We start from the raw sequence: 20,847 nt of genomic DNA, 5'->3' as shown, positions 1-20,847 counted from the left end.
GCGTACGGGGGAGGGCCGGCTGCCGGCGGCCCTCCCCCGTACGGTGTCCGCGCTACAGCGTCTGCTGGAGCCGGTCGGCCATCAGCTTGATGAAGCGCGCCGGATCACCCAGCTCGCCGCCCTCGGCGAGCAGCGCCATGCCGTGGATGAGCTCGGCCATCTCCGCCAGCCCGTCCGCGCTCCCGTCCGCGCCGTGGGCCTCGCGCAGGCCGGTCACCAGCGGGTGCGTGGGGTTGAGCTCCAGGATGCGCTTGATCTGGGGCATGTCCTGGCCCATGGCGCGGAACATGTTCTCCAGCGCCGGGGTGACGTCGTGGGTGTCACCGACGATGCACGCGGGCGAGGTGGTGAGCCGGGAGGACAACCGCACCTCCTTCACCTGCTCGCTCAGCGTCGTCGTCATCCAGGACAGCAGCTCGGCGAAGTCCTTCTGCTGCTGCTCGCGCTCGGCCTCGCCCTCCTTCTTCTCCTCCTCGGTGTCGAGGTCGACCTGTCCCTTGGCGATCGACTGGAACTGCTTGCCGTCGAACTCCGGCACCGACCCGACCCACATCTCGTCGATCGGGTCGGTGAGCAGCAGCACCTCGTAGCCCTTGGCCCGGAAGGCCTCCATGTGGGGCGAGCTCTCGATGATCGAGCGCGACTCGCCCGTCATGTAGTAGATGTGCTGCTGCCCGTCCTTCATGCGGTCCAGGTACTGCCGCAGAGTGGTGGGCTGCTCCGCGTCATGGGTCGAGGCGAAGGAGGAGATCTCCAGGATCGCGTCGCGGTTCTCGAAGTCGTCGAGAAGGCCTTCCTTGACGGCGCGGCCGAACTCCCGCCAGAACGTCGCGTAGCTCTCGGCGTTGGCGGACATCATGTCCTTGACCGTCGACAGCACCTTCTTGACCAGGCGCCGGCGCATCAGCTGGATCTGGCGGTCCTGCTGAAGGGTCTCGCGGGACACGTTCAGCGACAGGTCCTGCGCGTCCACGACACCCTTGACGAAGCGCAGGTACTCCGGCATGAGCTCTTCGCAGTCGTCCATGATGAACACGCGCTTGACGTAGAGCTGCACACCGCGCTTGCGCTCCCGCATGAACAGGTCCAGCGGCGCCTGGGACGGGATGAACAGCAGCGCCTGGTACTCGAAGGTGCCCTCCGCCTGCATGCGGATGGTCTCGAGCGGGTTGCTCCAGTCGTGGCTGATGTGCTTGTAGAACTCGTGGTACTCGTCGTCGGTGACCTCGTCCCGGGAGCGAGCCCACAGCGCCTTCATCGAGTTGAGCGTCTCGACCTCGGGCTCACGCGGGGTCTCGGCCTCGCCGTCCCCGTCGCCGTCCTTGTCCGTGTCCGTGGCCGCGTCCGTGGCCGTGTTCGGGGACTCGGCGGCCATGCGGATGGGCCAGGTGATGAAGTCGGAGTACCGCTTGACGATCTCCCTGAGCTTCCGCGGGGAGGTGTAGTCGTAGAGGTGGTCCTCGGTGTCCTCCGGCTTCAGCCGCAGGGTGACGGAGGTGCCCTGGGGCGCCTCGTCGACCGCCTCGATCGTGTAGGTGCCCTCGCCCGTGGACTCCCAGCGGGTGCCGTGGTCCTCCGTCGCGTGCCGGGTCACCAGCGTGACCTGGTCGGCCACCATGAAACCGGAGTAGAAGCCGACGCCGAACTGGCCGATGAGGTCCTGTGAGGCCGCGGCGTCCTTCGACTCCTCCTTCGCCTCCTTCAGCTCACGAAGGAACTCGGCGGTGCCGGACTTGGCTATGGTGCCGATGAGTTGGACGACCTCGTCGTGCGACATGCCGATGCCGTTGTCGCGCACGGTCAGCGTGCGGCGCTCCTTGTCCACCTCGATCTCGATGTGGAGATCGGACGTGTCCGCCCGCAGGTCGGTGCCGCGGAGCGCTTCCAGCCGCAGTTTGTCCAAGGCGTCGGACGCGTTGGAGATGAGCTCCCGCAGGAACACGTCCTTGTTGGAGTAGATGGAGTGGATCATCAACTGCAGGAGCTGGCGCGCCTCGACCTGAAACTCGAACGTTTCGGCCTTCGTGTTCACATGCTTCCTTTCACGAGCGAGTACCTGTAGCGAGTACCTGACGTCAGCTTAGAGGCGAAGGCCCCCCTCACAGGGCCCGAATGGGGTGCAAACTGGCATGCTGACGGCCGATGAACACGGATACCGTCACCCTCGACGACATCGACCGGGGCCTGGTCCACGCCCTCCAGATCGACGGCCGGGCGTCGCTGCGCACGCTCGGCCAGGCCCTCGGCGTCTCCGAGAACACCGTCGCCCGCCGCTACCGCCGGCTGCGCTCCGCCGGGGTGCTGCGCGTGGTGGGCGCCCTCAACGGCGGCCGGCTCGGCTACAACGCCTGGACCATCCGTCTGCAGTGCACCCCGGACGCGGCGGGTGCCATCGCCCGGGCGCTCGCCGCCCGCCCCGACACCTCGTACGTCCATCTGCTCTCGGGCGGCACCGAGATCTCGTGCAGCGCGCAGACCCGCTCCAGCGACGAGAGTGACGCGCTGCTGCTGCACCGGCTCCCCCGTACCGGCCGGATCACCTCCATCTCCGCCCATCTGCTGCTCGGCCACTCCGCCCTGCCCGACAGCTGGGCGGGGCCCGCCCGGCTGACCCCGGAGCAGACCGCGCTGCTCAGCCCGCCGCCGGTCGCCGACGCGGACGCGGAGGTCACCCTGGATGACGGGGACCAGCCGCTGTTCGAGGTGTTGTCCCGGGACGGCCGGGCAAGCTACGCCGAACTGGCGTCCGCCACCGGCTGGTCCGACTCGACGGTCCGCCGCCGGCTGACCGCGCTGCGCCGGGCCGGAGTGCTCACCTTCCTGGTCGACATCCCGCCCGCCGCGCTCGGCTTCCGCGCCGAGGCGCGGCTGTGGATGTCGGTACGGCCGTCGCGGCTGGCCGAGGTGGCGTCCGCGCTGGCCGGGCACCCCGAGGTGTCGCTGGTCGCCATGACCACCGGCCCGACCAATCTCCTCGGCGCCGTCAACTGCCGCGACGCCCAGCACCTCGCGCGCTATCTCACCGAGCGCATCGCGTCGCTGGACGCGATCCGTTCCCTGGAGACGGCCCCGGTCATCCGCACCGTGAAACGCGCCGGGGCGCTGCTGCCGATCTGACCGGGCCGTACGGCCCCCTCCTTGTCAGGGGGCGCGCGCGATGGTTTCCTTCGCACAACATGAAGGGAGCTTGCCGTCCATGGCCCTGTTCGATCTTCCGCTCGACGAGTTGCGCGCCTACCGGCCGCGCATCCCCGAGCCCGAGGACTTCGACCGATTCTGGGAGAAGACCCTCGCCGAGGCCCGTGACCACGAGCTGAACGCCACCTTCGAACCCGTCGCCACGGCGCTCACCGGTGTGGCGGTGTACGACGTCACCTTCGCGGGGTACGGCGGCCACCCGGTCAAGGGCTGGTTCCTGCATCCGGCCGGGGCCCTGGAGCCGCTGCCCGTCGTGGTCGAGTACATCGGCTACGGCGGCGGGCGCGGGCTGCCGCACACCCATCTGCTGTGGCCGGCCGCCGGCTTCGCCCACCTCGTGATGGACACCCGCGGCCAGGGCAGCGGCTGGGCCACCGGCGACACCCCGGATCCGGTCGGCTCCGGGCCCGCGTACCCGGGGTTCATGACCCGGGGTATCGAGAACCCCGAGGACTACTACTACCGGCGGGTCTTCACCGACGCCGTGCGCGCGGTGGAGGCGGCCCGCTCCCATCCGCTCACCGACCCCGCCCGCACCGCGGTCACCGGCTCCAGCCAGGGCGGGGGCATCACCCTCGCCGTGGGCGGCCTGGTGCCCGACCTGGTCGCAATCGCCCCCGATGTGCCCTTCCTGTGCCACTTCGGCCGGGCGGCGACGCTGACCGACCGCGATCCGTACCGCGAGATCGGCAACTACCTCAAGACGCACCGCGGCCGGGACGAGCGGATCTTCCGTACGCTCTCCTACTTCGACGGGGTCCACTTCGCCGCCCGGGGGCGGGCACCGGCACTGTTCTCGACCGGCCTTGAGGACCAGACCTGCCCTCCGTCCACCGTGTTCGCCGCGTACAACGCCTACGCGGTCGAGGACAAGCGCATCGAGGTGTACTCGTTCAACGACCACGAGGGCGGCGGACCCGCCCATCAGGAGGTCCAGCTGGACTGGCTGGCGCCGAGGCTGCGCTAGGGACCCGCACCGCGCGTCCCCCCTTCCCCAAGGACGGACGGCCGCACCCGGAGATGGTTGGGGAGCCTTCGCGAGGCTCCCTCCGGGTCGGCCGTCCGTCCTTCTTTCCCCCCCCTGCGCGGATAAATCCTTGCTGGTGGACGAGGGCGAGGGCAGGGCCGACCGGCCCCTGAACCAGGGCCGTCCGGCCCTGGACGGGCAAGGACAGACGACAGGGCCTAGCGGCCGAACTGGGCGCCGCCATTGATGTGCAGCACCTGGCCGGTGACATAGGCGGCCTCCGGGGAGGCCAGATAGCGGATGGCGGCCGCGATCTCGGCGGGGTGGCCGGGCTGCCCGGTCAGCGTCTGCCCGATCTGCTGGGCGATGAACTCGGGGGTGCCCCGTTCGCCGAAGAACTCGGTGTCCTGGACATAGCCGGGGGCCACCGCGTTGACGGTGACGCCCTCCGCGCCCAGGCGCTTGGCCAGGTCGTAGGTGTAGACGTGCAGATGCGCCTTGGTGCCGCCGTACGAACCGGGGCCGCGCAGCGCCGCCACGGAGGACAGGTGCACGATCCGGCCGCCGGGCCGGGTGAGGTGCGGCAGCAGGGCCTCGGTCAGCAGCACCGCGGTCAGCACATTGGCCGAGAAGTTCCGCTGGAACTGGTCGGCTATGCCTTCGAGGGTGCCGTCGTTACCGGGCGCGACATTGCCGCCCGCGTTGGTGACCACGACGTCGACCGGGCCGTCGGCGGCGATGAACTCGGCGGCGCGCCGGGTCTGCTCGGGATCGCTGAGATCGGCGCTGGTCCAGGTGACCAGGTCGGCCCCGTGCGCGGCGTTGACCTTGTCCGCGGCGGCGCGGAGCACCTCGGCGCGGCGCCCGACGACGACCACCCGGTCCCCGTCCGCGGCGAAGGACTCGGCGGTCGCCAGCCCGATCCCCGTGCCGCCGCCCGACACCACGATCCGTCGTCCCATTCCCGGCCTCCCCGTACAACTTGTTGAATTCAAGTCATATTCGTGAACAGACGCTAGGGAGTAAGCCCTTTCCTGTCAATGGCCGCACGGGGCGCGGCCACGACCCGGCATACGGACGGCCCCGCGAACTTTATGGCGGTTCGGGCGTTACCAGGCGACATATCGGGCACTCGGGTTCCGGAGCGAATTGACCGCAGGAGGCGATCATGACAGAACCGACCCATGCGACCATGGAGTCCCATCCGGACATCCTGGCGATGCGGGAGCGCCACACCTGGGCCGAGCAGGCCGCGACCACGCCCGCGGCCCAGGCCGTCGAAGCGATATCCCTGATCACCGGTCTGTACCTCGCCGCTTCCCCCTGGATCGTGGGTTTCAACGGCATGATGACCTTGGCCGTGACCAACCTGATCACCGGAATCGCTTACGCCCTGCTCATGGGCGGCTTCGGCCATGCCTATGAGCGCACCCACGGCATGGCCTGGGCCGCCGCGCTGCTGGGCGTCTGGGCCATCATCGCGCCGTGGGTGGTGTCGGGAAGCGTGGCCACCACGCGCACCATCATCAGCAATGTCGTCGCCGGCGCCGTCGCCCTGGTGCTCGCGCTCGCCGCGAGCTCGATGGCGAAGACGGCCACCCCGGCCCGCCGGAGCTCGGCCGCCCGCCCGGGGCGCTGACGGCCCGGGACAGAACGGAGGCATGCGATGACCGAGCCCTACCGTTCCACCCCGTCCCAGGCGGAAGGCGAGCGCGAGAACGAGGCACCCGGGCGCACGGTCCACCCCGATGTGCCGGTGTCGACCCCTTCACAGGCGGAAGGGGAGCGCGAGGAGGAAGAGAACGAGCGGAAGAAGTAGCAGAACACGAGGGCTGGGATCCCCAAGGCTCGCCCCGGTGCCCGGGCCGGGCCGGTGACGGCGGTCGCCGGCCCTCCTCGACAAGGAGGAGCCGCCGTGGAAATCGGTGTATCGACCTTCGTCACCGACCAGGGAATCGGGCCCGCCCCGCTGGGGCGAGCCCTCGACGAGCGGGGCTTCGACTCGCTCTTCATCGCCGAGCACACCCATATCCCGGCGGACCGCCGTACGCCCTACCCGGCGGGCGGGGAGCTGCCGGAGATGTACTACCGCACGCTCGACCCGTTCATCGTGCTGGCCACCGTCGCCGCGGTCACCGAGCGGCTGCTGCTGGGGACGGGTATCGCCCTGGTGGCACAGCGGGACCCGATCATCATGGCGAAGGAGGTGGCCTCGCTCGACCTTGTCTCCGGCGGGCGCGCCGTCGTCGGGATCGGCATCGGCTGGAACCGCGAGGAGATGGAGAACCACGGGACGGACCCGGCCACGCGAGGCCGTCTGGTGAACGAGCGGCTGCAGGCGATGCGCGAGCTGTGGACACAGGAGAAAGCCGAATTCCACGGGGAATTCGTGAACTTCGACCCGGTGTACCTCTGGCCCAAGCCGGTGCGGCGTCCGCACCCGCCGATCTATGTGGGCGGGGGCGAGGGCGCCTTCGAGCGGATCGCCGCCCTCGGGGACGGCTGGCTGGCCAACGCGTCGTCGCCGGAGCAGCTGGCCCCGCAGATCGAGCGGCTGCGGAGCGTGGCCGGCCGGGACGTGCCGGTGACGGTGTACGCGGTGCCCGCCTCGCCCGAGGTGGTCGAGGGATACCAGCGGCTCGGCGTGGAGCGGGTCCTGTTCTATCTGCCGACCGTGCCGGAGCGCGAAACACTCGGCCATCTCGACACGATGGCCCAGGTCGCCGCCCGGTTCCGGTGAGCCGCCCGGAGTCGCGGTGCCCACGATGACGAGCGCCGGTGCGCGGGAGCGCTTCGCGCGGACCAGGGTGGCCCGGCTGGCGACCGCCGGCGCCGGGGGCCGGCCGCATCTGGTGCCGGTGGTGTTCGCGCTGACCGGTGACACGGTGGTGACGGCGGTCGACCACAAACCGAAGCGCTCGCAGCGGCTCAGACGCCTGGACAACATCCGGGCCAACCCCGCCGTGTGCCTCCTGGTGGACGGCTATGACGAGGACTGGGACCTGCTGTGGTGGGCGCGGGCCGACGGCAGGGCCCGCGTCCTGCCGCCCGCCGAGGAGCCCGCCGCCTCCGCTGAGGAGTCCGCCGCCTCCGCCGCGTACGTCCGGCTGCTGGCCGACAAGTACCCGGCGCAGTACGCGGACCGGCCGCCGCGGGGGCCGGTCGTGGAGATCGCGGTCGACCGGTGGAGCGGCTGGCAGGCCACCGGGGGCGGTTCGGCCTGAGGCCGCCCGAGAACACCAGCGCCACCAGCGCCGTCGGCGCCACCAGGCGAAGAGTCCCGTCCGGGGAGAGGATGGTGGTGTCGGGTACGGCCTTCGGTTCCATCGAGGAGGTGGACGGCCATGAGTTTCTCCTCCGACGACGCACACGGCCCCGAGCAGCGGCGCGAGCAGCCTTACGGCGCCGAGCCGCGGCGCGAGCAGCCCTACGGCGCCGAGCAGCGAGGTGCGGAGCCCTACGGCACGGCTCAGCGAGGTGAGCGGCCTGCGGAGGCCGAGGCCCCGTTCGCCGGTGCCCTGGGGATGTTGTCCAATGCCGCCTGGCAGGTCCTGGTGACCACGGGCCTCGTCGCGATCGCACTGGGCGTCATGGTGCTGGCCTGGCCGGGGAGCACCCTGGCGGTGCTCGGCGCGCTGTTCGGTGCCTATCTGCTGATCACCGGGATCTTCCAGCTGGCGGGGGCCTTCGGCGCCCATGTGCCGGGGCATCTGCGCGTGCTGAGCTTCATCAGCGGCGCCCTCGCCGTACTGCTGGGCCTGCTCTGCTTCCGGGGACCGGCGCAGTCCATCCTGCTGCTGGCCCTGTGGATCGGGTTCGCCTGGCTGCTGCGGGGCGTCATGCTCACCGCCGCGGCCGTCTCCCACGAGGGGCTTCCGGCCCGCGGCTGGCAGATCTTCTTCGGTGTCATCAGCATGCTGGGCGGCATCATCCTGATCGTCGCGCCCTTCGGCTCGATCGCGGCGCTCGCCGTGGTGGCCGGCATCTGGCTGCTGGCGCTGGGAGTGATCGAGGTGTTCCACGGGGTGCAGCTGCGGGTCGCGCTGGGCCACCACCCCCCGCGCGAGGCGGAACGCCGCCCGCACTTCCCGCGGTTCCGGCCGCATCCCCAGCCGTAGCCCTTGTCATGGCTCTCCCCGCGCGTCTCCCCCGCTGTTAGCCTCTGAGGCAGCAACCGGTTGTCATGCGGTGACCGGATCGGGGGCACAGCGAGGGGTGGGCCATGGTACGGAAGGGCGGCGGCAACGGCGGGGGACGCAGCACGATCCGGGATGTCGCGGCCCGCGCGGGGGTGTCCGCGTCCACGGTGTCCCGGGTGCTGGGCGGTGTGTACCCGGTCAGCACGCAGACGCGCGCCCGGGTGATGCGGGCGGTCCGCGATCTTGACTATGTCGCCGACGCCCACGCCAAGGCGGTGGCGGGCGCCGGCACCCCCACGCTCGCGTTCGTCCTCGACGACATCACCGGCCCGTCGTTCGCGCACATGGCACACGGCGTGGAGCGCGAGGCGGCCCGGCTCGGCCATCTGTGCCTGGTGTGCAGCACGGACGGAGACGCCGACCACGAGCTGGAGTTCATCGAGATGATGCGCGCCCAGCGCGCCGCCGCGGTGATCCTGGTGGGCGGCGCCGCGGACACCCCCGACTACCGCCGGCGCATGGGCCGTATCGCCGAGTCGCTGGCCTCGGCCGGCTCACGGCTGGTGCTGTGCGGGCGGCCGCCGCTGGACCCCGGCACCCCGGCGTCGGTCATCGAGTACGACAACGAGAGCGGGGCCTACGCGCTGTGCTCCCACGTCCTCGCCCAGGGCCACCGGCGGGTCCTCTTCCTCGGGGGCGGACCGGAGAACACCGCGGCCCAGGGGCGCGAGCGCGGCTATCTGGCCGCGCACCGCGCCCGGGGCCTTGATCCGGACCCTGCGCTGCGGCTGTCCGGCGACTTCACCCGTGACTCGGGCCACCGTCTGATGCGCGGGGCCCTCGATACGGGGCTGGAGTTCACCGCCGTGGTGGCCGCCACGGACATGGTCGCGGCGGGGGCGCTCACCGCGCTCCACGAGGCGGGGCTGCGGGTACCCGACGAGGTGTCGCTCGCCGGGTACGACGACATCCCGTTCGCCCGGGATCTGCACCCGCCGCTGACCACGGTCCATGTGCCGTACGAGGAGCTGGGCCGGCTCGCCGTCCGCACCGGCCTGGGCAGAACACCGGACACCCCGGACGAACACCTGCTCCTGGGCACCCATGTGGTGATCCGCGACTCGGTGGCCCCGCCGGCGAGGGCGGCGCTGTGACCGCCCCCGCGCACGGGGGCCGCCCAGGCACCCGCTCCACCCTGATGTCCCGTGCCCTGCGCTGGTTCGAGTACCCCGCCCACCTCGCGGTGCTGAACCTGTGCTGGCTGCTCGCGTCGCTGCCCCTCATCACCTCGTACGCCGCCGGAATCGCGCTCCACTCGGCCCTGCGGGCGTGGCACGAAGAGGGTGAGAACCGAGTGGCGGCGTTCTTCTTCCGGGAGTGGCGGCGAGTCCTCCGGGGCTCGTTGCCGCTGGCGGCTGCCGGGCTGGTGTCGCTCCTCGGGCTGTGGCTGTCCGGCTCGTTCTGGCTGGGCGCTCCCGGGCCGTTGCTGGTGTTCGCGACCGCGGCACTGGTGCCGGTCGCCATCGTGGTCACGGCCGTGCACATCACCGTGTTCGAGGTGGCGGCGCGGCGTCCGCAGGCGCCGCCGCGCGACTGGGTGCTCGCCGGTCTGCGCCTGGCCGTGACACGGCCGGGCCGCTGCGCCTGTGCGGTGCTGCTCTGCGCGACCTGGGGGGCCGTACTGTGGCGGCTGCCGACGCTCGCCGCCCTGTGGGGGATCAGCGTGCCCGCGCTGGTGCTGCACCGGCTGTTCGCCGGGATCCCGACGGATCATCCCGGCTGGTCCCGCAGCGCTTAGAAAACGGTTGCCGAAATCCCAGGCAGGCCTCTTGTCCTACTACTGAGTTCTTTTTATGCTCGCCGCGACAACCGGTTTCTATCCCTCATCCCCTAGTACGCGGAGGACACCGCTATGCGCAACGCAGCGCGAGCGCGGCGGGCAGCTGCGGCGCTTGCGGCCCTCATGGGGCTGCTGGGCGGCCTCACCGGATGCGCCGACCGCTCCACCCCACCGGGCCGCTTCAAACCCGATCGCGATCCGGCCCAGGTGACGGGCACCCTGCGGTTCCTGACACCCGGCTATCCCACGACGCCCGCCGGCAAGGCGGCTCTGCAGAAGGTCATCGACACCTTCCACGAGACCTATCCGAAGGTGAAGGTGGAGACCGACCTCGCCTCCTGGCTCCACCTCAACGAGAAGGTCACCACGTCCGTCGCCGCCGGGGACCTGCCCGATGTGATGGTCACCGGGGTCGGCTGGATCCCGCCGTTCGCCGACAAGGGCGCCTTCGCCGACCTGGGCTCGTTCGGGCTCACCCCCAGAACACTGGCCCAGCGGGTACGACCGGGCTTCGTCCCGCCCGCGGTCCACGACGGAAAGGTGTACGGGGTCCCCAGCATCGGCGGCGCCAAGGTCATCGCTTATCGCAAGAGCATGTTCCGGGCGGCGGGGCTCGACCCCGCCAAGCCGCCGACGACGATCGCCGCACTGCGCGCCTACGCGAAGAAGCTGACCGTACGCAAAGGCGGCAGGCTGGTGCGCTCGGGGTTCGACTTCTGGGTGAACCCCACCCAGCACCAGTACACCCAGGACTATCTGACCTTCCTCAAGGCGACGGGCGGATCCCTCTACACCGCGGACGGCTCCGCGGCGTTCGACGGCTCCAGGGGCGTGCGTGCCCTCGAAGCCATGGACGACCTGATGAACACCGACCGAGCGCAGGACTTCGCCACCGGCGCCACGGACGGCAGCCCCATGGTCCTTTCGGGGCGGGCCGCGATGGGCTTCATGGGCGCGTACGTCGACTGCGACGACAAGACGGGTGTGGGCCGGAAGGTCTGCGACGACCTCGGGTTCTTCAACATCACCGACGCCGAGCAGGCCATGTTCATGGGCGGCCAGATCGTCTCGATCTCCTCGCGCACCCACCTCCCCGGCGCGGCCTACCAGTTGCTGAAGGTCCTCACCTCCCCCGAGGCGGAGCAGGACCTGGCCAAGCTCAACCTGGCCATTCCCGCGTCCCGGGCGGCGCAGGGCTCCGCCGTCGAGAGGTCGAATCCGGCGAGCCGGTTCGCCGGCCGGAACACCGCGTACTCGGCGTACGCCGGCGGCGCTCCCAACTGGCTGCAGCTCCAGGACGAGTTCGCGCCCGCGCTGGACGAGGCGCTGCTGCGCCGTCGCTCGCCCAAAGAGGCGCTCACGTCCCTCGCGGAAAAGGCAGGTTCGATGTGACCCGGATCGATATCGGCGCCGTCCCCGGCACCGCGCAGCGCTCCCGCCCCTCGCCGGCGCGCGCCCCACGCTACGGCACGGCGTCCCGGGCGCTGACCCGCGGCCAGCGCCGCGCCGGCTGGCTGCTGCTCACCCCCGCGCTCGCCCATATGAGCGTCTTCATCGCCGTACCGGTGCTGATGGCGCTGGGTTTCAGCTTCTTCCGCTACGACTTCCTGCAGGCTCCCGAGTGGGTCGGGCTCGACAACTACCGGACACTGCTGGACGACGACCGCTTTCACACCGCGCTGTGGAACACCACGCTCTACACCGTCGTCGTGGTGCCCGTCGGCATGGCCCTGGCCCTGCTCATCGCGCTCGGACTGGACCAGAAGATCAAGGCCCGCGGCTTCTTCCGCACCGCCTACTATCTGCCTCATATGACGGCGACGGTGGCGATCGCCGTGGTCTGGTTGTGGTTGCTCGATCCGAACCTCGGTGCGCTCAACAACTTCCTCGCCCTGTTCGGCATCGCGCGTACCAACTGGCTGGGCTCCACTGAATGGGCGCTTCCCGCGATCATGATCCTGGGCATCTGGCAGGGCCTGGGCACCAAGATGGTGATCTACCTCGCCGCCCTGCAGACCGTGCCACGCGAGCTGAAGGAGGCGGCCCAGCTCGACGGCGCGAACCGCTGGCAGGTCTTCCGCGCGGTCACCTGGCCATCCATCGCCTCCGCGAACCTGTTCGTGCTCGTCACCTCGGTCATCTTCTCGTTCCAGGTCTTCGAGCAGGTGTACGTGATGACGCGCGGCGGCCCCATCAACAGCACCCTCGTCCTGACGTACGACATCTACCTGAACGCCTTCACGCGGCTGAAATTCGGCTACGCCTGTGCGGAGACCGTGGTCTTCGTGCTGATCATCGGCGTCGTCACGGCCGTCGTGATGCGACTGGCCAGGGGAGCCCGCGATGACTGACCCGACCGCCGCGCCCACCGCGCGGTCATCCGCACCGACCATGCCGCCGCGGGCGCGCACCACGTGGATCCCGCGCGCCGTGCTGTACACCGTCCTGTCGCTGGGCGCCGCCGTGATGCTCGTCCCGTTCCTCTGGATGATCCTCACCGCGCTCAAGCCCGCCTCCGAGCTCGGCAAGGGGACGTGGCTGCCGCACGACGTGCGGTGGGAGAACTTCGTGGACGCCTTCAAGGCCGCGCCCTTCGACGTCTACTTCCGCAACAGCCTGATCATCGCCGTCGCCCAGACGCTCATCACCGTCGTCCTCGCGACCGCCGCGGGCTACGCCCTGGCGCGCACACCGATCCGCGGGCGTACCGTCATCTTCGGGCTGACGGTAGCGATGATCATGGTCCCGGTGTACGTGATCCTGATCCCCCGTTTCCTGATCGTGCGGTCGATCCCGTTCTCCGGCGGCAACGACTGGCTGGGACAGGGCGGCATCGGCTGGCTGGACAGCTGGTGGGCGCTGATCGTGCCGGGTGCGCTGGCACCGCTGTACGTGTTCCTGGCCCGCCAGTTCTACGTGGACCTGCCGGCCGAGCTGGCCGACGCGGCCCGCCTCGACGGGCTGTCGGAGGTCGGCATCTGGGCCCGTGTGATGACGCCGCTGATCAAGCCGGCGGTCATCACCATCGCGGTGTTCCAGTTCCAGTCGTCCTGGAACGACTTCCTGTGGCCGCTGCTGGTCACCCGGACCGATGAGATGCGCCCGATCCAGCTCGGCCTGGCGGTGTTCAGCCACGCGGACATCGAGGTGCAGTGGAACTTCCTGATGGCGGGTACGGCCCTGGCCACTCTGCCGATGATCGCGCTGTTCCTGGTGGCCCAACGGTACTTCGTCGAGGGCATGGCCTCGGCGGGGTTGAAAGGCTGACGGCTGGGGGGCCGTCAGGACGCGCCGACCCGGGCGGCCCAGCCGCCCGGGTCGCTCGTCCGAGCGCTCAGCGCGCCGTGCCACCGATCGCGGAACTGGGTCCGGAGCGGGACTTCACGATCGACGGCACCTGGGCGGCGGGGTCGAGTGTGTAGTGGTAGTACGTCTTCGGGTCGAAGGCCGTTCCGCCGCTTTCGTTGCGGCCGGTGGTGTTCGCGAAGACGCTGCCCCGTTGGACCAGGGAGGCGGTGGCGTCCTTGATCACCGGGTTCTTCATGCCCTCGAAGTAGCTGTTCTCCAGCACCATCTTCGTGTTGCCGCGGGCGTAGTTGCCGTACGAGGAGTTGATGGTGGTCCCCGGATCGTCCTGCAGGTAGTTGTTGTACAGATGCGCGTGCGCGACGTTGTCGGTGGACGGGTTGCGCTGTTCGGTCTCGTGGAACCAGTTGTGGTGGATCGTGATGTCGGCGGTCGTGTTCTCCGTCCAGCCGATGCCGAACGCCTTGTTGTGCTGCTGCAGCCGGTTCCATGACACCGTGAGGCAGGTGGTGTCCTTACGGCTGTCGATCAGGCCGTCGGCCATGTGCCGCAGGTCGTTGTGGTCGATCCACACATGGTGGGCGCCGTCCATCTGGATGGCGTCCCAGTCGTGGTCCTTGTCGTTCCACGTGCCCTCGTAGGAGTCGCGGATCGTCAGGTTGCGGATGATGACGTTGTGCACGCCCTGGCCGAGGAAGAAACCGCCGCCGACGATCTGGCCCGCGGTCCCCGAGCCCACGATCGTCTTGTTCGAGGCGACCTTGATCTCCTTGCCCTTCGGGTCCATGGTGATCGCCCCGGCCACCACGATCACATACGGCTCGGCGGCCGTCGCGTACTTCTCCAGATCGGCGAGCGTACGGACGGTCACGGTCGCCCCGCCCCGGCCGCCGTAGGTGCCGTTCTGTCCCAGCGCGTTGACCGAGGCGAAACCGTCGGCGGCGTCATCGGCCCACGCCGCCGCGCTCGTCGTCAGCTCCGCCCGCGCCCCGGCGTCGGCCCGTGCGAAGGCCCGGCCGTCCGCGAGACCGGCCGCCGCGCCCAGGGCCAGGGCCAGTCCCGCCGTCAGGCCGAACCTGCCCCAGACCCTGCCGCGCCGCGCGTTGTGCCGCTCGGCTTCCATGGCCACCTCTTCCACAGCTCGGGGGATGTCGTCCATGCCCCTGTCGCCGCCGCGGGCCGAGAGGTTGCCCCATCGCGTCATCGGGCTACTCCGCGTCGGGGGGCTGCCATTCGATCATCAGAATCGTGGCGTCGTCGCTGAGTTCGTTCTTCCCCTGGTCGAGGATGGCGTGGATGAGCAGGCGCAGCACTTCCGAGGCGGTTTGCCCCGCGGCCGTCGACCGGATGACGTAGTCGGTGAAGCGCTCCAGGCCGAACTGTTCGCCTCCCTCGTCGCGCGCTTCGACGACCCCGTCGGTGTAGAGCAGGATCTGGTCCCCGGGTTCGAGCGCCGTCTCGTGCACCTGGCGGCGGTCGCCGGACATGCTGGCGGGCAGGCCCAGCGGCGGTTCGGGGGGCCGTGCCAGCGCCTTCTGGTGCAGCCGGTGGCGGCGGATGAGCAGCGGCGCCGGATGGCCGCAGTTGCACCAGCGCAGCACGCCGGTGGGCATGTGCAGCTGGGCGAAGATGCCGGTGCAGAACTGGTCCGGCAGCCACCGTGACAGCGCCTCGTCCACGCACGTGACCAGCCGCGCCAGGTCCGCGCCGGTGCGCCGGGCGTTGCGGCAGCCCGCCATGGCCACGGAGGTGGTGAGGCCGGACGCCAGATCGTGGCCCATGGCGTCGAGGATCGTGGCGTGCAGGATGTCCTCGGTGAACGAGTGGTCGAAGGCGTCGCCGCCCAGCTCGTACGCGGGCTCCACGACCGCGGTCGACACCACCCGGCCGGTGCCGATCGAGCGCGGCGGCAGAAACGCCCGCAGCATCTCCGTGTGCAGTTGCATGGGCCGGGTGCGGGTGCGCTGCGCGATCGTGTCGATGTAGGTGCGCTTGGAGATGACGATCAGGGCGAGGAGCGAGGCCAGCGCCCGGCACCGCCAGAGCCTGTGCCCGTCCAGGGTCTTCATCGAGAAGCGCACGAGGCCCAGCCGCTCCCCCGCGTTGATCAGCGGCAGCCATACGACCAGACCGCCCGCACCGTCCTCGGCCACCCGCAGGGAGTCCGTACGGTACGCCCAGCCGGCCAGGGTGCCGTCGACCTCCAGCTCTTCTTCGCCCTCGGCCAGCGGCAGCAGCCGCCTTTGCTGGAGATCGATGAGAAACACGACGACCCGGCCCAGGCCCATGGCCGTGACATAGCGGTCCAGGACCTCGGGGAGCTCCGCGGGGGACGCCTCCTGGGAGGTCCTGACCAGCTCTTCCAGCAGGGCTTCCGCGGTTCCGGCCGATACCGACGCTTCCGCGCCCACCATAGGGTCAACTGTACGGAATCCCGCTCAGGCGGGCAGGCGCGGCACGCTGTCGACGAGGCGGCGGGTGTACGCGTGCGCCGGGTCGCCCAGCACCTGCGCGGTGTCGCCCTGCTCCACGATGCGGCCGCGCTCCAGGACCGCGGTGCGCTCGCACAGGGACGCGACCACCGACAGGTCGTGGGAGACCATGACGATCGTCAGGCCCCGCTCCTGCTGCAACTCGGCCAGCAGGTCGACGACTTTGACGCGGGTCGTGACGTCGAGCGCGCTGACGGGTTCGTCGGCCAGCAGCACCCGCGGGTCGCACACGGTGGCGCGGGCGATCGCGATGCGCTGGCGCTGTCCGCCGGAGAACTCGTGCGGATAGCGCCGTGCGGCGTCGGCCGGCAGCCCGACCCGCTCCAGGGCCTCGGCCACCTTGGGCACCGCCGTACGCCTGCTGTCGATGCCGAGCGAGCGCAGCGGCTCGGCCACGGTGGCGCCCACGCGGCGGCGGGGGTCGAGCGAGGAGTACGGGTCCTGGAAGACGCACTGCACGCCGGCTCGGAAGCGGCGCATCAGCCCGGTGTCGCGGGGGCGCAGCGCCTCGCCGTCGAAGCGCACGGTGCCGGAGGTGGGCCGGGCGAGCCCGAGCAGCAGGCGCAGCAGGGTCGTCTTGCCCGCGCCCGACTCGCCGACCAGGGCGAGGCTGTGGCCTTCCGCCACGGCGAGGGACACGTCCTCGACGACGGGGGCGGCGCTCCCCCGGTAGCGCAGCGCGACGTCGTCCAGTTCCAGTACGGGGGTCGTCGCGTCCACCGCGGGGGTCATCGGGCGCTCCTCGGGGCCAGGGCCGACTCCAGCCGTCGGGCGCTGGTCACCAGCGCCCTGGTGTACTCCTCGCGCGGCGCCCGGACGATCTGGTCGACGGTGCCCTCCTCCACGGCGCGGCCGTCCTTCATGACCAGGGCCCGGTCGGTGACCTTGGCGACGACGGCCAGGTCGTGGCTGACGAACAGGACCGCCATCTCGTGTGTCCGTACCAGGGTGTCGATCAGGGCGAGCATGTCGGCCTGCACGGACACATCCAGCGCGGTGGTCGGCTCGTCGGCGATGAGCAGCTTGGGCTCGCAGGCCAGCGCCATGGCCAGCGCCACGCGCTGGCGCTGGCCGCCGGAGATCTCGTGCGGGAAGGCGCGGGCGATGCGGTCGGGCTCGGGCAGCCGCACCTGCTCCAGCGCCTCGGCGACGGCCCGTTTGAGGGCGCCGCCGGTCAGTCCCCGCCTGCTGCGGAGCGGTCCGGCGATCTGCCGGCCCACCCGCATCAGCGGGTCGAGCGCGGTCAGCGGCTCCTGGAAGACGATGGCGGCGTCCCGGCCGCGGATGCCGGTGAGCCGTTTCTCGCTCGCGCCGACGATCTGGGTGCCGCCCAGCTCGACGCTGCCGGTGGCGGTCATGCCCTCGGGCAGCAGCCCGAGGACGGCGAGGGTGGTCAGCGACTTGCCGGAGCCCGACTCGCCGATGACGCCGAGCCGTTCGCCGGGGGCGATGGACAGCGAGAGGTCGTCCACGAGGGTGCGCCCGTCCGCCGTGCGGACGGTGAGGCCGCGTACGTCGAGGAGGGTCATGCGCGCCTCCGCCGGGTCGCCGGGTCGAGGGTGTCGCGCAGGCCGTCGGCGATGAGGTTGACGCCGATGACGAGCAGCACGAGCAGGATGCCGGGGGCGAGCGCGCCCGCCGGGGCGGTGGTGAAGGTGGCCTGGGCCTCCTGGAGCATGCGGCCCCAGGAGGCGCTGGGCGGCGGGGCTCCCAGGCCCAGATAGGAGAGCCCGGCCTCGGCCAGGACCGCGAGCCCGAACTGCAGCGCCAGGTTGACCACGAGGGTGGGCCAGATGTTGGGCAGGACGTGTCCGGCCACGATGCGGGGCCAGGAGGTGCCCGAGGTGCGGGCGGCCGTGATGTAGTCCTGCGCCAGGACCCGTTTGACCAGGATGCGCACCAGGCGGGCCACGACCGCGCTCTGCGCGATGCCGATCGCCAGCACGGCCGACCCCAGGGTGGCCGAGCGGGCGGCGACGATCAGCATGGCGAGCAGCAGCGTCGGGAAGGCGATCAGGATGTCGAGGAAGGCGGAGAGCGTGTCGTCGAGCCAGCCCTGGGCGAACGCGGTCAGCACGCCCAGGGTGACCCCGGCCGCGGCGGCGATGAGGACGGAGCCGAGCCCCGCCTCGACGGCGATCCGGGAGCCGGTCATCACTTGCGTGAACAGGTCGCGGCCGAGCTTGTCGGTGCCCAGCAGGTGATCGGCGGCGGGGCCGGTGAGCCGTCCGCCGGAGGTGTCGTCGGCGGCGTACGGGAGCCAGAACAGGGAGACGAGGGCGAGCAGGAAGATCAGGCCGGCCAGCGTGCAGCCCACGATCAGGGTGGAGGACCGCTTGGCCGGGGGCTTGGCCGGGGCCTCGGTCGAGACCCTGGCCGGGGAGGTCGTGTGCGTCATCGGGAGCCTCCCGAGAGCCTGCCCCGCAGCCGCGGGTCGATGATCCGCTGGACGAGGTCGGCCGCGAAGCCGATCAGCAGCACCGCGAGCGTGGAGACGAACAGCACGCCCTGGATGACCGGGTAGTCGTGCTGGGCGATGCCGGTCGCGAGCATCGAGCCCAGGCCCGGCAGCGCGAACACCGACTCCACGACGACCGCGCCGAGCAGCGTGGACGCCAGCTCGATGCCGAGGATCGAGATCACCGGCACGGAGGCGTTGCGCAGCCCGTGCCGCCACATGGCACGCCCGAACGAGGCGCCCAGGGCCCGCGCGGTCCGCAGATAGTCGCTGCCCAGCACGTCGAGGGTGGCCGAGCGGACGTACCGGGTCAGCGAGGCGCCCATTACCAGCGCGATCGTGACGACCGGCAGTACGAGCGAGCGGATCGCCTCGGCGGGCTCGGCCCAGCCGTCCTGGGGGAAGCCGCCCGCGGGCAGCCATCCGGCGTTCAGGGCGAAGACGGCGATGAGGATCATGCCGAGCCAGAACACCGGGACCGCGATGCCCAGCTGCGACACCCCGCTGAGCAGCGCCCCGTACCAGGTCCGCCGCTTGTACGCGGCGATGAACCCGGCCGGCACGGCGATGAGCACCGCCAGCACGAAGGCCGCGAGCGTCAGCGGGATGGTGACGTTCAGCCGCGAGGAGACCTCGGGCCCCACCGGCAGCGAGCTGACGAACGAGGTGCCGAGGTCGCCCCTGGCCAGCTGCCCGATCCAGTGGGTGAACTGCTCGGGCAGCGGCCGGTCGGAGCCGATGGAGTGGCGTGCCGCCGCGATCTGCTCGGGTCCGGCGCCCACTGAGGTGAGCGCGTTGGCGGGGTCCCCGGGCAGCAGGCGCAGCAGCACGAACAGCACCACGCTCGCGAGCGCCAGCGACACCAGCAGGAAGGCGAGGCGGCGCAGGAGGTACCGCGCCATCAGCCCTTCTTCTTGATGTCGTAGGCGAAGAACTGCGAGTTGAGGCCGTTGACGGGGTAGCCGGAGAGCTTGCTGTTCGCGACGACGATCTGCGGGTACAGGTACAGCCAGTCGCTCGCCGCGTCCTCGGCGGTCTTGCGGTTGACCTTCTTCAGCAGCTCGGTCTGCGCGGCCGTGCTCGGCGCCTCCTCCGCCTGCTCCACCCAGCGGGTGACCTGCTTGTTGTCATAGCCCCAGTAGAAGTCGGGGTTGCCGTACCAGACCAGGTCGCGGTCGTTGACGTGCTCCTGGAGGGTGGCGGTGAAGTCGTGGTTCTTGTAGACCTTCGTGTACCACTCGTCGGGCGTGATGGTGTTGATCTTGACGGTGATGCCGACCTTGGCGAGCTGCGACTTGATGAAGGTGGCCGCGGTCGGGTGCGGGTCGTAGTTCGGGGTGTCGAGGGTGAAGGTGAAGCCGTTCCCGTAGCCGGCCTCCTTCAGGAGCTTCTCGGCCCGGGCGGTGTCATACGCGTTGACCTTGGTGAGGTCTTCGTACCAGGGGTCGGTGGGCGGCACCATCGAGCCGATGAGCTTGCCGTACCCGCCCCAGACGGACTCCAGCAGCTTCTTGTCGTCGATGGCGGAGGACACCGCCTGGCGGACCCGGGCGTCGGTGAACGGCTTGGCCTTGTCGTTGAAGGCGAGCAGCAGCTTGGTGGTCGAGTCGCCGTCGTTGACCTTGTAGTTCTGGTTGTTCTTGAACTGGTCGAGGGCGTCGGGCGACTGCTCGCTGGTGACCACGTCAACCGCGTTGGTCAGCAGCGCGTTGTTCAGCGCCGAGGCGTTCTTGTAGTAGTGGAAGACGACGGCCTTGTTGGCGGCCGCGCGGCCCCAGTAGCCGGCGAACCGGTCGAGGCTGAGGGCCGAGCCGCGGGTCCACTTGTCCAGCGTGTACGGTCCGGTGCCGTCCTCGTCCGTCTTGAGGCCCTTCGCCTCGGAGTTGACGATCCAGACGTAGGAGAGGTTGTAGACGAAGGAGATCGACTTCTTCGAGAGCGTGACCTTCACGGTCTTCGCGTCGGGCGTGGCGATGTCCTTGATGACCTCGAGGTTGGACTTGCGGGCGGACTGCGAGTCCTTCGCGAGCACCTTCTCCAGGCTGTACTTGACGTCCTGGCTGGTGAGCTTCTTGCCGCTGTGGAACGTCACGCCGTCGCGCAGGGTGAAGGTGTAGGTGAGCCCGTCGCCGCTGACCTTGTAGTCCCGGGCGAGCAGCTTCTCGACCTTGCCGTCGTCGGTGAGCCGGAACAGCCCTTCGTAGACATTGCCGGCCAGCGCCTCGGTGACGCCCTGGCCGCCGCCCGCGGTGTTGTCGAGGTTCTGCGGTTCGTAGAGCGAGCCGACGTTGACGGTGGCGTCCTTGTCGTACGCCCCGCCCGAGGCGCTTCCTCCGTTCGAGCCCCCGCCGCAGGCGGTGAGGGTGAGGGCGAGGGTGGCGGCCGTGGCACCGCCGTACAGGGCGGACTTGGTGATGTTCATGGAGGGGTGTGCTCGTTTTCTGCGG

General features: G+C 70.4%; 20 protein-coding genes and 1 pseudogene. 12 read left to right on the top strand and 9 right to left on the bottom strand.

Going from position 1 to position 20,847, the window contains the following annotated elements:
• Positions 1-52: 52 nt before the first annotated feature.
• Positions 53-1,972 carry a molecular chaperone HtpG gene (gene htpG, locus ACFZDL_RS28330; RefSeq protein ID WP_353591920.1) on the bottom strand — a complete coding sequence of 640 codons (1,920 nt, stop codon included), beginning with the start codon at positions 1,970-1,972 and terminating at the stop codon, positions 53-55.
• 170 nt (positions 1,973-2,142) lie between these two features.
• Between htpG and ACFZDL_RS28325 the strand changes: the two genes are divergently transcribed.
• Positions 2,143-3,117, top strand: coding sequence for an Lrp/AsnC family transcriptional regulator (locus ACFZDL_RS28325; protein ID WP_353591851.1), 975 nt, complete (start codon positions 2,143-2,145; stop codon positions 3,115-3,117).
• A 79-nt stretch (positions 3,118-3,196) separates the two neighbouring features.
• Positions 3,197-4,165, top strand: a complete 969-nt coding sequence (locus tag ACFZDL_RS28320) for an acetylxylan esterase (RefSeq protein ID WP_353591852.1) — start codon at positions 3,197-3,199, stop codon at positions 4,163-4,165.
• Between the two features lie 218 nt (positions 4,166-4,383).
• Here ACFZDL_RS28320 and ACFZDL_RS28315 read toward each other — a convergent pair whose 3' ends face one another.
• Positions 4,384-5,127, bottom strand: a complete 744-nt coding sequence (locus ACFZDL_RS28315; RefSeq protein ID WP_353591853.1) for an SDR family oxidoreductase — start codon at positions 5,125-5,127, stop codon at positions 4,384-4,386.
• 206 nt (positions 5,128-5,333) lie between these two features.
• Between ACFZDL_RS28315 and ACFZDL_RS28310 the strand changes: the two genes are divergently transcribed.
• The 10 genes from ACFZDL_RS28310 to ACFZDL_RS28265 all read left to right on the top strand — a co-directional run bounded on the left by ACFZDL_RS28310 (position 5,334) and on the right by ACFZDL_RS28265 (position 13,411).
• Positions 5,334-5,804 carry an SPW repeat protein gene (locus ACFZDL_RS28310; RefSeq protein WP_353591854.1) on the top strand — a complete coding sequence of 157 codons (471 nt, stop codon included), beginning with the start codon at positions 5,334-5,336 and terminating at the stop codon, positions 5,802-5,804.
• Between the two features lie 27 nt (positions 5,805-5,831).
• Positions 5,832-5,984: a hypothetical protein gene (locus ACFZDL_RS28305; protein WP_353591855.1), complete on the top strand. Its 153-nt coding sequence runs from the start codon at positions 5,832-5,834 to the stop codon at positions 5,982-5,984.
• Positions 5,985-6,080: 96 nt separating this feature from the next.
• Positions 6,081-6,905, top strand: coding sequence for an LLM class F420-dependent oxidoreductase (locus ACFZDL_RS28300; protein WP_353591856.1), 825 nt, complete (start codon positions 6,081-6,083; stop codon positions 6,903-6,905).
• 16 nt (positions 6,906-6,921) lie between these two features.
• Positions 6,922-7,389 (top strand): TIGR03668 family PPOX class F420-dependent oxidoreductase, encoded by a 468-nt coding sequence (locus tag ACFZDL_RS28295; protein WP_353591857.1) that lies wholly within the window; start codon positions 6,922-6,924, stop codon positions 7,387-7,389.
• A 120-nt stretch (positions 7,390-7,509) separates the two neighbouring features.
• On the top strand, positions 7,510-8,283 hold the full coding sequence (locus ACFZDL_RS28290; protein ID WP_353591858.1) for an HdeD family acid-resistance protein: 774 nt from the start codon (positions 7,510-7,512) through the stop codon (positions 8,281-8,283).
• A gap of 104 nt (positions 8,284-8,387) precedes the next feature.
• On the top strand, positions 8,388-9,458 hold the full coding sequence (locus ACFZDL_RS28285) for a LacI family DNA-binding transcriptional regulator (protein ID WP_353591859.1): 1,071 nt from the start codon (positions 8,388-8,390) through the stop codon (positions 9,456-9,458).
• Positions 9,455-10,102 (top strand): YesL family protein, encoded by a 648-nt coding sequence (locus tag ACFZDL_RS28280; RefSeq protein WP_353591860.1) that lies wholly within the window; start codon positions 9,455-9,457, stop codon positions 10,100-10,102. The genes ACFZDL_RS28285 and ACFZDL_RS28280 overlap by 4 nt, the downstream gene beginning before the upstream one ends.
• Before the next feature lie 114 nt (positions 10,103-10,216).
• Complete coding sequence (locus ACFZDL_RS28275; RefSeq protein WP_353591861.1) at positions 10,217-11,536, top strand: extracellular solute-binding protein; 1,320 nt, start codon at positions 10,217-10,219, stop codon at positions 11,534-11,536.
• Positions 11,533-12,495, top strand: a complete 963-nt coding sequence (locus tag ACFZDL_RS28270; protein ID WP_353591862.1) for a sugar ABC transporter permease — start codon at positions 11,533-11,535, stop codon at positions 12,493-12,495. Before ACFZDL_RS28275 ends, ACFZDL_RS28270 begins: the two co-directional genes overlap by 4 nt.
• A complete protein-coding gene (locus ACFZDL_RS28265) occupies positions 12,488-13,411 on the top strand; it encodes a carbohydrate ABC transporter permease (RefSeq protein WP_353591863.1) in 924 nt (307 codons plus the stop codon). Before ACFZDL_RS28270 ends, ACFZDL_RS28265 begins: the two co-directional genes overlap by 8 nt.
• A 73-nt stretch (positions 13,412-13,484) precedes the next feature.
• On the opposite strand, the pseudogene ACFZDL_RS28260 reads toward ACFZDL_RS28265, so the two are convergent.
• The 7 genes and pseudogenes from ACFZDL_RS28260 to ACFZDL_RS28230 all read right to left on the bottom strand — a co-directional run.
• Positions 13,485-14,573 (bottom strand): annotated as a pseudogene (locus ACFZDL_RS28260) (polysaccharide lyase family 1 protein); the annotation flags it as partial.
• A gap of 85 nt (positions 14,574-14,658) precedes the next feature.
• Entirely contained in the window at positions 14,659-15,864 is a 1,206-nt protein-coding gene (locus ACFZDL_RS28255; RefSeq protein WP_353591865.1) for a PP2C family protein-serine/threonine phosphatase, read from the bottom strand.
• 24 nt (positions 15,865-15,888) lie between these two features.
• Positions 15,889-16,674: an ABC transporter ATP-binding protein gene (locus ACFZDL_RS28250; protein ID WP_353591866.1), complete on the bottom strand. Its 786-nt coding sequence runs from the start codon at positions 16,672-16,674 to the stop codon at positions 15,889-15,891.
• Positions 16,671-17,471: an ABC transporter ATP-binding protein gene (locus tag ACFZDL_RS28245; protein ID WP_353591867.1), complete on the bottom strand. Its 801-nt coding sequence runs from the start codon at positions 17,469-17,471 to the stop codon at positions 16,671-16,673. Before ACFZDL_RS28245 ends, ACFZDL_RS28250 begins: the two co-directional genes overlap by 4 nt.
• Complete coding sequence (locus ACFZDL_RS28240; protein WP_353591868.1) at positions 17,468-18,340, bottom strand: ABC transporter permease; 873 nt, start codon at positions 18,338-18,340, stop codon at positions 17,468-17,470. The genes ACFZDL_RS28245 and ACFZDL_RS28240 overlap by 4 nt, the downstream gene beginning before the upstream one ends.
• Positions 18,337-19,302 carry an ABC transporter permease gene (locus ACFZDL_RS28235; protein ID WP_353591869.1) on the bottom strand — a complete coding sequence of 322 codons (966 nt, stop codon included), beginning with the start codon at positions 19,300-19,302 and terminating at the stop codon, positions 18,337-18,339. The genes ACFZDL_RS28240 and ACFZDL_RS28235 overlap by 4 nt, the downstream gene beginning before the upstream one ends.
• A complete protein-coding gene (locus ACFZDL_RS28230; RefSeq protein ID WP_353591870.1) occupies positions 19,302-20,822 on the bottom strand; it encodes an ABC transporter substrate-binding protein in 1,521 nt (506 codons plus the stop codon). Before ACFZDL_RS28230 ends, ACFZDL_RS28235 begins: the two co-directional genes overlap by 1 nt.
• Positions 20,823-20,847 lie beyond the last annotated feature (25 nt).

Origin of the sequence: Streptomyces sp. NPDC007917 (assembly GCF_042959105.1) — a bacterium.
Taxonomy (GTDB): Bacteria; Actinomycetota; Actinomycetes; order Streptomycetales; family Streptomycetaceae; genus Streptomyces.
This window is presented reverse-complemented; position numbering and strand designations above follow the sequence as displayed.

Excerpts from the sequence above, each read along its gene's own strand:
- htpG (WP_353591920.1), bottom strand. The coding sequence starts at position 1,972 with ATGATCCACTCCATCTACTCCAACAAGGACGTGTTCCTGCGGGAGCTC.
- ACFZDL_RS28265 (WP_353591863.1), top strand. The coding sequence starts at position 12,488 with ATGACTGACCCGACCGCCGCGCCCACCGCGCGGTCATCCGCACCGACC.
- ACFZDL_RS28255 (WP_353591865.1), bottom strand. The coding sequence starts at position 15,864 with ATGGTGGGCGCGGAAGCGTCGGTATCGGCCGGAACCGCGGAAGCCCTG.
- ACFZDL_RS28240 (WP_353591868.1), bottom strand. The coding sequence starts at position 18,340 with ATGACGCACACGACCTCCCCGGCCAGGGTCTCGACCGAGGCCCCGGCC.
- ACFZDL_RS28285 (WP_353591859.1), top strand. The coding sequence starts at position 8,388 with ATGGTACGGAAGGGCGGCGGCAACGGCGGGGGACGCAGCACGATCCGG.
- ACFZDL_RS28320 (WP_353591852.1), top strand. The coding sequence starts at position 3,197 with ATGGCCCTGTTCGATCTTCCGCTCGACGAGTTGCGCGCCTACCGGCCG.
- ACFZDL_RS28290 (WP_353591858.1), top strand. The coding sequence starts at position 7,510 with ATGAGTTTCTCCTCCGACGACGCACACGGCCCCGAGCAGCGGCGCGAG.
- ACFZDL_RS28230 (WP_353591870.1), bottom strand. The coding sequence starts at position 20,822 with ATGAACATCACCAAGTCCGCCCTGTACGGCGGTGCCACGGCCGCCACC.
- ACFZDL_RS28305 (WP_353591855.1), top strand. The coding sequence starts at position 5,832 with ATGACCGAGCCCTACCGTTCCACCCCGTCCCAGGCGGAAGGCGAGCGC.
- ACFZDL_RS28315 (WP_353591853.1), bottom strand. The coding sequence starts at position 5,127 with ATGGGACGACGGATCGTGGTGTCGGGCGGCGGCACGGGGATCGGGCTG.
- ACFZDL_RS28245 (WP_353591867.1), bottom strand. The coding sequence starts at position 17,471 with ATGACCCTCCTCGACGTACGCGGCCTCACCGTCCGCACGGCGGACGGG.
- ACFZDL_RS28235 (WP_353591869.1), bottom strand. The coding sequence starts at position 19,302 with ATGGCGCGGTACCTCCTGCGCCGCCTCGCCTTCCTGCTGGTGTCGCTG.
- ACFZDL_RS28250 (WP_353591866.1), bottom strand. The coding sequence starts at position 16,674 with ATGACCCCCGCGGTGGACGCGACGACCCCCGTACTGGAACTGGACGAC.
- ACFZDL_RS28325 (WP_353591851.1), top strand. The coding sequence starts at position 2,143 with ATGAACACGGATACCGTCACCCTCGACGACATCGACCGGGGCCTGGTC.
- ACFZDL_RS28310 (WP_353591854.1), top strand. The coding sequence starts at position 5,334 with ATGACAGAACCGACCCATGCGACCATGGAGTCCCATCCGGACATCCTG.
- ACFZDL_RS28275 (WP_353591861.1), top strand. The coding sequence starts at position 10,217 with ATGCGCAACGCAGCGCGAGCGCGGCGGGCAGCTGCGGCGCTTGCGGCC.